The following is a 12,281-nucleotide window of genomic DNA, read 5'->3' as shown; positions in this document are numbered from 1 at the left end:
ACTTTAAAAAACGAACTAACAGAAAATGATCAAGAAAACCCTTGTATTGCTTACGTTCATTGTGCTTGCGGCGTCTTTGCATGCGGCTCCACCCCATAAGTATGTACGGATCATCACCACTAAAGGCGAATGCCTGCTGAAGCTGTACGATGAGACCCCGTTGCATCGCGATAATTTCGTCAAGCTGGTCCGTGCTGGTTATTATCAGGATTTGCTGTTCCACCGTGTCATCCAACACTTTATGATTCAAGGGGGCGACCCAAACTCTCGGTTCGCCGCAGAGAAACAGCGCTTGGGTGAAGGCGGACCTGATTATACCATCCCGGCCGAATTCAGGGACAGCCTTTTCCATAAGAAGGGCGTCATTGCTGCTGCGCGGGATGATAATCCCGAGAAGGCTTCCAGCGGCTCGCAATTCTACCTCGTCCAAGGGCGCACCTTTACAGATAGGGGGCTCGATAGCCTGGAGCAGCTCCGCCTTGGCGGGCGCAAGATCCCGCCTTCCCAGCGGGAAGTGTATAAGACCCTCGGGGGTACTCCCCACCTCGACCAAAGCTACACCGTTTTCGGGGAACTCGTTACCGGAGTGGAGGTCATCGACAGCATTGCTGCCACCAAGACCGATCGGTATGACCGGCCCTTAGAAGACCAACGCATGAACATGGTAATGCTCACCCGGAGGGAGGCCATCAACTTGGAGCGCGAACAAGCAGGCGAGAAGCCGCGCAATACGATTTTTACGAAATTCATGGATTTATTCAAACCGAAATATTAGTAGGTGAGCATGAAAATCGTCACCTACAATGTCAACGGTATCCGCGCGGCCATGCGCAAAGGCTGGCTTTCGTGGCTTGAGGCCACCGATCCCGATGTCCTGTGCTTGCAGGAAATCAAGGCTACGCCTGACCAGTTAATCGATCTGCTGCTTATCGAACAGTTGGGATACGAGCATTACTGGTACCCGGCAGCGAAAAAAGGGTATAGCGGCACGGCCATCTTCACCAAGATCACCCCTAAGCATGTTGAATATGGCTGTGGGCATGAGGACTACGATCAGGAAGGGCGCATCATCCGTGCGGATTTCGAAAATGTGTCGGTCATGAGTACCTACTTCCCTTCCGGCACCACCGGCGGCGTCAGGCAGACATTCAAATACCGTTTTCTAGACGACTTCCAGCGCTACACCGATCGATTGCGGGAAGAGCACCCCAACTTAGTCGTCTGCGGCGACTACAACATTTGCCACCGCGCGATTGATATCCACAATCCGATCAGCAACGCGAACTCTTCAGGGTTCCTGCCAGCCGAACGCGAGTGGATGGAAAACTTCATCACGTCCGGATTTGTCGACTCCTTCCGTCACCTCCATCCCGAGCCACATCAGTACACGTGGTGGACATTCAGGGCCAATGCCCGGGCGCGCAATCTGGGTTGGCGCATCGATTATAACATGGTCAGCAAACCCCTCGAGCCATATATCCTGAATACCGTGATCATGCCTGATGCGATCCACTCGGACCATTGCCCAGTAGGGTTAGACCTGGCGATATGAGCGATTGCCCTGAAACAGCAGTGCAAACAACACCACCCCAAAACACCCCACCAAATTAAGCCAGAGGAAGGCCATTACGTCAAGCAACCACAGCGTTACCACCATGACCTCCGTCAGGATCGCCGCGCGCAGCACGGCCTTTCCACCTGCCCGCTTTACATAAAACGCGACGACGAAAATACCCAAGATGGTGCCGTAAAACAACGAACCCAGGATATTCACCGCTTCCAGCAGGTTGCCGAGTTTACTCGCATATAAGGCGATGACGACGCAGCATATCCCCCACATCAGGGTGAAAACCCGCGAAGCCGAGAGGTATCCGCGTTCGGTCCCCGCTTTGCTCACAAAACGCTTATAGATATCAATCACCGTCGTAGATGCCAGCGAATTGATCGCACTGGCGGTAGCTCCCATGGATGCCATGAAGACAATGGCCACCAGCAGGCCGATCAGCCCCTTGGGAAAATGCTCGGTCACGAAAGACAGGAAGATGTAGTTGTTATCATTGGTATCGGCCAGCTTATCGTTTTCCTGCATCAGCGTTACCAGGTCTTGCCGCACCGTCTTGGCGCGCATATCAGCGCTATGCAAGCGCGCACGTACGTCCGCTATCGCCGTCTCGTCTCCACTGTCAAGCGCCTCCGTCAGGCGGTGTATCTGTGTCCGCTTTTCTTCGAAGATCGATGCATGCTGCGTTTTCAGCTTATCCACCTGCCCGGCGTAGTTACTGTTCTCGATTTTATTGAGCTCATACTTATTAAAGAAAATAGGCGGGCTGTTGTATTGATAAAACGCAAACACCAATATCCCGATGAGCAATATCGCAAACTGCATGGGTACTTTCAACAGGCCATTCATGAGCAACCCGATGCGGCTGTCGCGTATGGAGGCGCCGGTGAGATAGCGCCCCACCTGACTTTGGTCGGTACCGAAATACGAAAGTTGCAGGAAAAACCCACCGATGAGCCCGCTCCATAGCGTGTATTGGTTGTCCCAGTCGAAAGAAAGGTCTATGGCGTTGGCCTTACCCGATTTGCCAGCGATGTGCAGGGCCTTCATCAATCCGATATCCGCGGGTAGCATGTAGACCACCAGCACCCCCGCAGCGAGCAGTCCGCCGAAGATGATGGTCATCTGCAGCAATTGCGTATACGAGACCGCCTTAGTGCCGCCATATACGGTATACAGCACCACCAGCGTCCCGATGAAGAGGGTGGTATAGGTCACATTGATCTGTAGGATGCTCGACAAAATGATTGCCGGCGCATAAATCGTAATGCCCGTAGAGATCCCCCGTTGGATCAGAAACAGCAACGCCGTAAACGCACGCGTGCGCACATCAAAGCGCTTCTCCAAAAACTCATAGGCTGTGTACACGCGCAGCCGGTGGAACATCGGCACGAAGGAGATGCTGAGCACAATCATCGCCAGTGGCAGGCCGAAATAAAATTGTACAAAGCTCAGACCTGATGAATAGGCCAATCCCGGCGCCGAAAGAAACGTGATTGCACTGGCCTGCGTCGCCATCACTGACAGTCCCACGTGGTACCACGGCAAGGACTTGTTGCCCAGCAAATATCCGTCGATATTGCGGATGCCCCTGCTTTGGTACACACCATAGGCAACGATCAGCAGCAAGGTGCAAAACAGCACCACCCAGTCCGTCGTACTCATCCGAAATAGTTGGTGAATAAGTAAAACAGCAAGATCAGTACCAGCAACCAAAGCACGACAATCCAATAAAACCGCCTCCAGTTGCGGACAAAAGGAGGTAATCCCTTATCGGTCGTGCTCACGGCCTTTGAGTAGGTTGCCGACAAAAAAGCCGGCAAAAGCCAGTCCCACTACCGCACCGATAATCGCGGCGAGGAAGCTCTCTTGGGTAAAGCCACCGGTCAAGCCGCCAAATACGGCGCCCAGCAAGTAGAAAAAGTTGTTGGTGCTTTTTTCGTTTGAAGGCTCTTCGACGTGTTTTTCCATGTTAATACCTGTTTAATCAATTGGGTTTTGCGAGCAAATTTACAAATAATCTATATGCACCGGGCACCCCAGCGGGCAATTGCCGGAAAAAAGCGAGCGATGTATAAACAAAGTTACCTTTGCCATAAGGCGCTACGAGCAGTGACCCATCATCGGGCGCTTCCCCCGGATCACCCATCCGCAGCGGCCGCTCGTACTGGGCATCTGCATTGCCTACAAAGTATAAGCCCCGCTCCTGTATCCACCCTTCAAAGTCGGCCGCGGTAATCTTGTTCGGATAATTCAGCACCCGGCTATCCGGCTTGATCATCGTTACCGGAGCCGTTTCATCGGTCACCCTGCTGCGGGTCAGCGACAGCGGGAAAGGTCCTACCTCATCGGTGGCCAAGCGGCCGCTTACGTTGTACTGCACCAGCAAGGTACCCCCGCCCTTGACGTATTCCAGCAGCCGCGGCTGCATATAGCGCATGCGGTCATTGACATTATACAGCCGTACACCGGCGACGATGGCATCATATTGTGCCAAGTCGCCCGATAGCACATCCTGCTCGCTTAGCACGTCTACGCGCAGCCCGATCTCGCGCAATGCCTGCGGTATCAGGTCGCCCGCTCCCGGCAAGTAGCCGATGCGCGTAGCCGACACGCCCGTCTCCACCTTGCTCAAGCGGGCTGTGGCCGGCGGAAACCACGTCATCTGGGGGATATGCTCGTATGCGATGGACCGGATGGCCTTCGCTGCCTCCGTGGAGTCGCCATATCGCAGCACCACATCCAACGAATCCCTGAGCGAGGCCTGCTTCCCGGGGTAGATGGTAAACCGGGCGACCGTTTCCTCCGCCTTGGCGGAGAAATCTAGCGGCAGCTCCTGCGGCTCAGCCCTCCATCCCGAAGGCAGCTGTAGCGCTGCGATGGCCGACACTTTTTCCTGCGTATGCGCGGTAAATACCACCTCCAGCGTCTTCGGGTCGTCGCCGTTGAACACCAGCGCCTTTTGGCCCAGGCTCGCCGTTATCCGCGGGGCGATGGCCAGGGGCTCATACACCTCACCCCGTACCGGGTCGGTGTATTTATACATGATGGGCCGTTCGTAGGCCAGTTCCCTTCCATTGATGCGCAGCAATACGGATGTTTTGGGCGCGTCAACGTTGCCCGGTTGCCCGACGTCTTCCCGGTCGGCCACTGCAAAACGGCCTAAGCTATGCGGTTGTCCGAGCCAATAGGGTTGGGTGATGGCCGCAGCCGTAAAGACAGATGACTGTTCATGCTGTTCGTTATACGTCAGCTCGGTATTCCCCACCGCTACTTCCACGCCGGGCCGACGCACGATGAATGCCGTCGTGATCGGTATCTGCTCACCCGCCGCAAACTTCGCGGCAGGTGCATAGCTTTCAACCCATATTCCCCCGCAAGCCAATATCAGGTCCTTGATTTCGGTCGTCTTCTGTGCCTTCCAATAGTCATCGCCCACGGTGGCTACGGCATCCAGCAACTCCATCAATCCGTCTATGGATCGTTCCGGATGCTCCATATCAAATCCCGCTTCGATCGCTGCGATGAGCTGCGGGATACGCTCACCGCCGCCTACCCTTTTCCATGAGGTCTCTACCCCGTCAAACAACGTTTTTTGTGGCGCATCGCCCTTGAGCACTTCAAAGCGCTCCACACTATTGCCGCGTTGGCGCGCCGCGCCGAACCCTTGGCTCTTATGGTTTGAGCGGCTCTCGGCAGCAATTTCCCCGTAAGATTGACCGATGAATGGATTATAGTCGCCAATGTTCATGAGAAACTGGTTTGAAGAAGCGGGCGACCCCTGAAAAAAGCTGGAGGTATTCCACAGCAGCCGTTTAGCCTGCCATACAGCTACCTCAGCAAGCTGCTCCGGAAACCGCTGGGGATCCGCTGCCGCCTGGAATGCTTCGATCGCCAGCAAGGCCGAAGCCTGATGGTGTCCGTGGCCGGCCCGCTCGTCGGGCGGAAAACGCGTAATGATGACATCGGGCCTGAATTTGCGGATCACCCAAACGGCATCCGCCAAGATATCTTCGCGCCCCCAAAAGCGAAAGGTCTCATCCCAGGTCTTCGAAAAACCAAAGTCGATAGCCCGTGAGAAAAACTGTTCACCACCATCCACCCGTCGCGCGGCCAGCAGTTCGTTCGTACGGATCAGCCCAAGCTCTTCCGCCTGCTCGGTGCCGATCAAGTTTTGGCCACCGTCTCCGCGTGTCAGCGATAAGTAACCGGTACGATAGCGCCCCTCTTTGGCCAGCCAAGCGATCAGCCGCGTATTTTCATCGTCAGGGTGCGCTGCAAAATACAACACCGAGCCCAGGGTATTCAATTTTTTGATGGCCTGCTTGATCTGCCCAGCGTGATAGGTCGGTTGCTGAGCAAGGACTTGTACGGTAATCAACAAGAAGAAAAAAAGCGATAGCGGTACAGACTTCGTATTCATGGTTTAAAGATAATGCATTAAACGCATATCCCCCACGATCGCGCCGGGAATGGTGCGGCTGCTACATAAATTTTACGTTTAGCTTGGTCTCGGATGCCTCAAAAACAAGAGCCGTCCCAACGATACTGGGACGGCTCTTGCAAATTAACAATTAAAAAATCATTTAAATCTTAAATCGCTGATTTGGCGCATCGAAGCCACCAATGCTCATAAGAAGTTAACCTTTAACAACGGTAAAGATACGAGAATAATTAAGGAGATGCACACGGCCATTGATAACAAGTTTTCAACAAAAGATCGCTTTTAAACATCTTTTTTGTGGAAAACGGATACTCTTCAGCTTATCCCTTATCAATCGAGCCCAACACCCGTTTCATAAAGGTATTGAGCGCCTCTTTCCGTTCCAATCCCCCTTTCACCAGCTTATCCACTTCAATAGCTCCGTACATATTCGAGATCAACTCCCCGATGACATCCAGCTCCTCATCCTTCAATGACGGCACCTCGGTAAGCGCCTCCAGTGTCTCAATTGCTTCGAGCACGTAATCCTGGTCGTTCTGCTCTATAAATTCAGCCAGGTGTTTAATTATGGGTAACCTCATTCAGCAACGCGATTAACGGATCAAATTTGTTGGTTTGCACCTGATTCACCAGTTCGCCACCTTTAAATGCCGCGAAGGTTGGCAGGTTAGACACGTTGGCCAATTGCCGCGATTGCGGGAAACGCTCCGCGTCTGCAATGACGAAGGACACCTGCCCGTTTTCCGAAGCCAGCTTCTTGAACTTCGGTTTCATGATCTTGCAGTTGCCACACCAAGTGGCCGAATATTGCACCAGCACGACATCGTTATCCTTCACGATATCGGCAAGGTTATCGTTTTCTAATTCCAGTAACATGTGTGTCCGATTTAGCTTAATGTCACTTGAGCAGCCAAGTAGCTCGCCACGCCATCACGGGTCGCATGCATCGCGTCCTTACCCTCTTCCCAGTTCGCCGGGCACACCTCACCAAACTTCTGTACGTGCGCATACGCATCGATCAGCCGAAGGTATTCCTTCACGTTACGGCCCACAGGCATGTCATTTACACTTTCGTGGAACACCTTGCCGTCCTCATCGATGAGGTAAGTCGCCCGGAAGGGCACGTTTGAACCTTCGAAAATATAGCCAAATGCTTCATTTTCCTTTTCTTCGCCTTCTAAGATACCCAGTACGCGGGCCAAGTTGCGATTCGTATCCGCGAGGATAGGATACGTTACACCCTCGATGCCGCCATTATCCTTCGCGGTATTCAACCAAGCAAAGTGTACTTCATTGGTATCGCATGAAGCGCCGATGACCGTGGTATTACGCTTTTCAAACTCGGGCAACGCTTCCTGAAACGCATGAAGCTCCGTAGGACATACAAACGTAAAGTCCTTAGGATACCAAAATAACAGCACTTTTTTTCCTTTTTTGGCAGCTTCTTCAAAAACGTTGATAAAGAGGTTATCACCGAGATAATCCATTGCGTCAACGGTGATGTTGGGGAATTTTTTTCCAGTAAAACTCATATTTGTTTATCTTTTTTAACAGCGGCAAAGGTACAGTAATTATGGTGCAGATGCCATTGTTTTTGTCAATGGCTCATACAGTTTGTCTATGATCGGAGTCAAATCGCATTTCGGATTATTAGATAAAATCGTATTTTTGCGACGATATTGCACTGGCCTCGTAGTTCAACGGATAGAATAGAAGTTTCCTAAACTTTAGATATGGGTTCGATTCCCGTCGAGGCTACTTCAGGAGACACCACTCACCAGCTGTCTCCTTTTTTATGTCAATAAGAATCTGTGACCCGAACCGTTAGCGGTCATTGTAACGACCGCTAATCCATCAAAATTCCATACTTGACAAAAAAATAAAGACACTTGGTCAATTCGTTAAACCTTATTATCTTTGTCACTAAGATTCTTATTTAAAAAGTCAAATGAACAGAGATAACATCATTACGGTTAGAAAGTTGAGTCAAAAATACGCCTATGAATCCATTCAATTGCACGAACTCATCGCACGAAAAGCAGGATTTTCAGCGACTGACCATAAGTATTTAGGATTTTTTGTACAAAAAGGCAGTCTAACTGCAGGAGAACTTGCAGACTTAACCGGGCTAACAACAGGTGCTGTAACCGGTTTAATTGACAGATTTGAAAAAAAGAAATTTGTAAAGAGACAGTTAGATCCGAATGATAGACGAAAAGTTATCATCGTACCTGATTCAAATAAAATAATTCAACACCTTGAACCCTATTATAAAAAATTTCAAGATGAAACCGAAAACCTGTTCGCTTCCTATTCAACTGCAGAAATTGAAATCATTGAATCTTACTTTGAAAAAGCAATACAATTAATCGTTAAAACGAACAGCACATTAAAAAATAAAAAAGCAATATGAAAACAACACTCGTAACAAGTGGGCTAACAATTTCTCTTGATGGGTATGCTGCCGGTTATAACCAAAGCTTTGAAAAACCATTTGGAGATCATTTCGATTCGGAGTTGCTGGATCGTTGGATGTTTTCCGAACCGGAAAAGCATAGACATAAGAAAGAAATAGATGCCATTCTTGATGCAGGCGCATTTATCATGGGCAGTAATATGTTTGGACCGAAAGACAGAAGGGACCAACCGGAATGGAAAGGATGGTGGGGCGACAATCCGCCATATCATGCTCCGGTTTTTGTGCTCTCCCACAACGAACGTGCGCCAATAGAAATGGGAGGCGGGACGATATTTCATTTTGTGACAGAAGGCATTGAATCGGCATTGAGACAGGCGAAGCAAGCGGCAGGAGATCGGAATGTAAAGATTATGGGGGGAGCAAACACGGTCAATCAGTACCTGGCGGCCGGCCTCATTGATGAATTGTGGTTGCATATCGCTCCAGTCACGATTGGTGCTGGTTCACGACTTTTTGAAGAAGTGCCGAATCTCAAGCTCGAACCAGTTGAAATAAGTGGAACCAGCATGGTGACACACGTTAGATACAAGGTTTTGAAATAAAATTGATAGTACAAAATTTAACAAACAAATCATTAGAAAATGGAATTCAACCCAAATAACAATATTGTGAAACGCTGTATTCAGGGTATGGGCTTAGAAGAAAACGGCAACGCCGAGGAAGCAAGCCGACTATTTCTTCAGGCCTGGAACGAAGCGACAAACGATTTTGAAAAATTTCTCGCTGCTCATTTTGTGGCGCGACATCAAAAAAATGTTTCCGACAAATTAAATTGGCTTGAAACGGCTTTGCAGTCCGCATTAAAAATAAATAACGACGCTGTTAAGAGTGCTTTCCCTTCTCTATATTCAAATATCGCCCGCTGCTATGAGGAGTTAAACGAACCCGACAAGGCAAGAAAGAATTATGAATTAGCCGCTTTTTTTAAGGATAAGCCTACTGACAAAGGCCCCTTTTATCATGGGACGAAGGCAGATTTGCAGGTTGGCGATTTGCTGACAGCTGGGGGCCGTTCTAATTACAAATCAGATCTCAAAATGAATCACATTTATTTCACAGCCCTCCTTAATGGAGCAGGACTTGCCGCTTCATTGGCAAAAGGTGATGGACGTGAACGTGTGTATATCGTTGAACCGACAGGGAGTTTTGAAAATGACCCGAATGTTACAGACAAAAAATTTCCGGGCAACCCCACCCGCTCATATCGCTCAGAAACACCATTAAAAATCATCGGCGAAATAACAGATTGGGTGAGACAAACACCTGATGAACTCAAAAAATGGCGTGAAAAACTGGCCGATAACAACGGAGAGATTATTAATTAATTTAGACAACCTGCAACGGCAACGGATACTCGTGCGTCCTTTGTCTGGTAACAAGCATTCGTTCACCGAATCCGGAAAACAATTCACTTGCACCACCAAGTTATGTTTAAGAATTTCTTCAGAACAACGATGCGTAACCTTCGCAAAAATAAGGTGTATAGCTTTCTCAATATTTTCGGACTGTCAATCGGCATCGCTTGTGCTGGATTGATCTTCCTTTGGGTGGAAAATGAAATAACGTACGATGAGGTGCATACCAAGAAAAACGTTCTATACGCTGTCCACGTCAATATTGATCAGGGAATGGATGTCTTCACCATCGGTTCGACGCCCCGTGTGATGGCGCCCGCGCTGAACGCTGAAATCCCGGGAATTGCCAATACCGCACGCGTATCCGATGGAAATCAACGATTGCTCTTTACCCTCGACGATAAATCGCTATATGCAGCGGGTCGATACGCAGATGCTAGCCTATTCGATATGTTTACCCTACCCTTCGTGCAAGGCAATGCTGCGGATGCATTCTCGCATTTACATTCGATTGTCGTCACTGAAAAAACCGCAAAACTGTTTTTTGGACAACATGGGAATATCATCGGAAAATCGGTGCGGATATCCAATGAACAGGATTACCTGATCACTGGGGTAATAAAAGACCCTCCTGACAATTCTTCGCTGCAATTCGATTGGCTGATCCCTTTTGAAAATGATCCCTACTACAGCCAGTCATTGGATTGGGACAGTTACGGCCCGCTAACGTATGTGGAATTGGAAACCAATGCAGACACGGCGGCGATAGGCAGCCAGTTAACCGATTTTATACATCGCCATGATGCTTCACAGCAATGTAGCGCTTTCTTATTCCCCATGAGCCGGTGGCATCTTTACCGAGAATTTGAAAACGGCAAGCCCACTGGCAGCGGACAGATCAGGCAGGTAAACCGGATGGTGCTGCTTGGTTGGACGATCCTCGTCATCGCATGCATCAATTTCATGAACCTCGCCACGGCTAACAGCCAACGGCGGACCAAGGAAGTCGGGGTCCGGAAAACGCTAGGTGCCGCCCGGAAGGGATTGATCATGCAATTCCTGGGAGAAGCACTTCTACTGTCATTCTTCGCCATGATTTTAGCCGTCATCTTCGTGGCCACTGCCTTGCCGGCGTTTAACGCGCTCATGCAAACACACCTGACGCTGCATATAACAAGCCCTATTCATCTGACAGCATTAGTGGCTATTGCGTTGCTTTGCGGACTGATGGCCGGGAGTTATCCCGCATTCCATCTGTCTGCTTTCCACCCCACAGCGGTTTTGAATGGGCTGAAAGTGAACATGCGCACTAGCCTGTTGAGAAAGGTGCTGGTCGTTTTCCAGTTCACGGTTTCGATCATATTCATCATCAGCACCTTGGTCATCCACTTGCAGATCCAGCATGCCAGACAAAGAAACCTCGGATTCAATAAGGATGATCTGATCGAGGTAAATATGCAGCGCAGCATCACGGCTGTTTTTCCAGTGATAAAAGAGGAGCTGTTGCAAACCGGACTCGTCGACCATGCAGCGACCGCTGACCATGTCATCCTAAATGGAGGGAACATCGATGATCGTTTCCGGTGGGAGGGCCAACCCGAGGATGCCCTCGTTTCTATCGCATTCCGGGATGTCAGTCCCGAATTTGTCGCAACATCGGGAATGAAAATCATCGAAGGGCGGGACTTTCGGACAGCCGAGCATGGCAATATCCTTATTACGCGGTCCCTTGCCCGGCTTATGGGTAATGAGAGCCCTTTGGGCAAAACCATCGCATCCCCCAGGGGTAACGAAGATGGGGTATATTCCAATATGACCGTCGTGGGTGTCGTGGATGATTATGTATATGGTAACGTGTTTGGCAGGCCATCTCCAGTGATCTTCTTCTGCCAGCAGTTCGGGCGCGACAATCTGCTCTACGTCCGCGTAAAGCCGGGCCGCCGAATGGAGGCATTGGCCAAAATAGGCACGATCACTAAGAAATACAATCCTGACTATCCATTTGAATACCGGTTTGTGGATACCCAATTCAATGACCTGTTCACGGCCGAGGTATCGGTGGGAAGGGCATCCGGCATATTTGCGTCACTTGCCATCATCATTTCCAGCTTGGGGTTATTTGGCCTCGCAACACACATGGCCGAACAGCGAAAAAAAGAGCTAAGCATCCGCAAGGTATTGGGAGCAACCGTAGCCGGCATCATACGTTTAATAAGCGCCGATTTCATGAAGCTTGTTTTGGTGTCATGCTTAGTCGCCTTCCCACTTGCTTGGTGGGCAATGAATGATTGGCTGGACAATTATGAATACCGGATAACCTTGAAGCTGTGGATATTTGCAGTTGCAGGGGGTACGGCCTTGTCGATCGCCTTCGCGACCATTGGCTACCACGCCCTACGGGCGGCAACCCGGAATCCTGTGGATTCGATAAGGAACGAGTGA

General features: G+C 50.1%; 11 protein-coding genes, 1 tRNA gene and 1 pseudogene. 7 read left to right on the top strand and 6 right to left on the bottom strand.

All coding sequences use genetic code 11. From position 1 onward, the window contains the following. Positions 1-25 precede the first annotated feature (25 nt). A complete protein-coding gene (locus ACMGDE_RS14910) occupies positions 26-775 on the top strand; it encodes a peptidylprolyl isomerase (RefSeq protein WP_436833616.1) in 750 nt (249 codons plus the stop codon). Positions 776-784: 9 nt separating this feature from the next. Then, positions 785-1,552, top strand: a complete 768-nt coding sequence (locus ACMGDE_RS14905; RefSeq protein ID WP_436833615.1) for an exodeoxyribonuclease III — start codon at positions 785-787, stop codon at positions 1,550-1,552. Here the strand turns inward: ACMGDE_RS14905 and ACMGDE_RS14900 are convergent. The 6 genes from ACMGDE_RS14900 to ACMGDE_RS14875 all read right to left on the bottom strand — a co-directional run bounded on the left by ACMGDE_RS14900 (position 1,535) and on the right by ACMGDE_RS14875 (position 7,537). Beyond that, complete coding sequence (locus ACMGDE_RS14900; RefSeq protein ID WP_436833614.1) at positions 1,535-3,226, bottom strand: sodium:solute symporter family protein; 1,692 nt, start codon at positions 3,224-3,226, stop codon at positions 1,535-1,537. The two genes, ACMGDE_RS14905 and ACMGDE_RS14900, sit on opposite strands and share 18 nt — an antisense overlap. Positions 3,227-3,331: 105 nt before the next feature. After that, on the bottom strand, positions 3,332-3,532 hold the full coding sequence (locus ACMGDE_RS14895; protein WP_436833613.1) for a GlsB/YeaQ/YmgE family stress response membrane protein: 201 nt from the start codon (positions 3,530-3,532) through the stop codon (positions 3,332-3,334). Between the two features lie 16 nt (positions 3,533-3,548). After that, positions 3,549-5,984: a PIG-L family deacetylase gene (locus tag ACMGDE_RS14890; protein ID WP_436833612.1), complete on the bottom strand. Its 2,436-nt coding sequence runs from the start codon at positions 5,982-5,984 to the stop codon at positions 3,549-3,551. A 341-nt stretch (positions 5,985-6,325) separates the two neighbouring features. After that, positions 6,326-6,586, bottom strand: coding sequence for a DUF6952 family protein (locus ACMGDE_RS14885; protein WP_436833611.1), 261 nt, complete (start codon positions 6,584-6,586; stop codon positions 6,326-6,328). Further along, positions 6,567-6,881, bottom strand: a complete 315-nt coding sequence (locus ACMGDE_RS14880; protein ID WP_436833610.1) for a thioredoxin family protein — start codon at positions 6,879-6,881, stop codon at positions 6,567-6,569. Before ACMGDE_RS14880 ends, ACMGDE_RS14885 begins: the two co-directional genes overlap by 20 nt. Positions 6,882-6,892: 11 nt before the next feature. Continuing rightward, positions 6,893-7,537, bottom strand: a complete 645-nt coding sequence (locus tag ACMGDE_RS14875; RefSeq protein ID WP_436833609.1) for a peroxiredoxin — start codon at positions 7,535-7,537, stop codon at positions 6,893-6,895. A 154-nt stretch (positions 7,538-7,691) separates the two neighbouring features. On the opposite strand from ACMGDE_RS14875, the gene ACMGDE_RS14870 reads away from it, so the two are divergent. The 5 genes and pseudogenes from ACMGDE_RS14870 (at position 7,692) to ACMGDE_RS14850 (ending at position 12,281) form a co-directional block, all read left to right on the top strand. Next, positions 7,692-7,763: transfer RNA gene (locus tag ACMGDE_RS14870), tRNA-Arg, on the top strand. Positions 7,764-7,953: 190 nt separating this feature from the next. Further along, the gene (locus ACMGDE_RS14865; RefSeq protein ID WP_436833608.1) at positions 7,954-8,418 is read left to right on the top strand and encodes a MarR family winged helix-turn-helix transcriptional regulator; all 465 of its coding nucleotides are present in this window, start codon (positions 7,954-7,956) and stop codon (positions 8,416-8,418) included. Further along, positions 8,415-9,026 (top strand): dihydrofolate reductase family protein, encoded by a 612-nt coding sequence (locus tag ACMGDE_RS14860; protein WP_436833607.1) that lies wholly within the window; start codon positions 8,415-8,417, stop codon positions 9,024-9,026. Before ACMGDE_RS14865 ends, ACMGDE_RS14860 begins: the two co-directional genes overlap by 4 nt. A 405-nt stretch (positions 9,027-9,431) precedes the next feature. Then, a pseudogene (arr, locus tag ACMGDE_RS14855) lies at positions 9,432-9,809 on the top strand (NAD(+)--rifampin ADP-ribosyltransferase); the annotation flags it as partial. A 129-nt stretch (positions 9,810-9,938) separates the two neighbouring features. Continuing rightward, the gene (locus ACMGDE_RS14850; RefSeq protein ID WP_436833606.1) at positions 9,939-12,281 is read left to right on the top strand and encodes an ABC transporter permease; all 2,343 of its coding nucleotides are present in this window, start codon (positions 9,939-9,941) and stop codon (positions 12,279-12,281) included.

The sequence above is a fragment of the Parapedobacter brassicae genome (genome assembly GCF_051400755.1).
GTDB lineage: Bacteria > Bacteroidota > Bacteroidia > Sphingobacteriales > Sphingobacteriaceae > Parapedobacter.
The sequence above is the reverse complement of the archived record's forward strand: the minus strand, read 5'-3'. Positions and strand labels throughout refer to the sequence as shown.

Bases quoted from the DNA above. Each gene is read 5' to 3' on its own strand.
- ACMGDE_RS14895 (WP_436833613.1), bottom strand. From the start codon at position 3,532: ATGGAAAAACACGTCGAAGAGCCTTCAAACGAAAAAAGCACCAACAAC.
- ACMGDE_RS14860 (WP_436833607.1), top strand. From the start codon at position 8,415: ATGAAAACAACACTCGTAACAAGTGGGCTAACAATTTCTCTTGATGGG.
- ACMGDE_RS14885 (WP_436833611.1), bottom strand. From the start codon at position 6,586: ATGAGGTTACCCATAATTAAACACCTGGCTGAATTTATAGAGCAGAAC.
- ACMGDE_RS14905 (WP_436833615.1), top strand. From the start codon at position 785: ATGAAAATCGTCACCTACAATGTCAACGGTATCCGCGCGGCCATGCGC.
- ACMGDE_RS14850 (WP_436833606.1), top strand. From the start codon at position 9,939: ATGCGTAACCTTCGCAAAAATAAGGTGTATAGCTTTCTCAATATTTTC.
- ACMGDE_RS14880 (WP_436833610.1), bottom strand. From the start codon at position 6,881: ATGTTACTGGAATTAGAAAACGATAACCTTGCCGATATCGTGAAGGAT.
- ACMGDE_RS14875 (WP_436833609.1), bottom strand. From the start codon at position 7,537: ATGAGTTTTACTGGAAAAAAATTCCCCAACATCACCGTTGACGCAATG.
- ACMGDE_RS14900 (WP_436833614.1), bottom strand. From the start codon at position 3,226: ATGAGTACGACGGACTGGGTGGTGCTGTTTTGCACCTTGCTGCTGATC.
- ACMGDE_RS14890 (WP_436833612.1), bottom strand. From the start codon at position 5,984: ATGAATACGAAGTCTGTACCGCTATCGCTTTTTTTCTTCTTGTTGATT.
- ACMGDE_RS14910 (WP_436833616.1), top strand. From the start codon at position 26: ATGATCAAGAAAACCCTTGTATTGCTTACGTTCATTGTGCTTGCGGCG.
- ACMGDE_RS14865 (WP_436833608.1), top strand. From the start codon at position 7,954: ATGAACAGAGATAACATCATTACGGTTAGAAAGTTGAGTCAAAAATAC.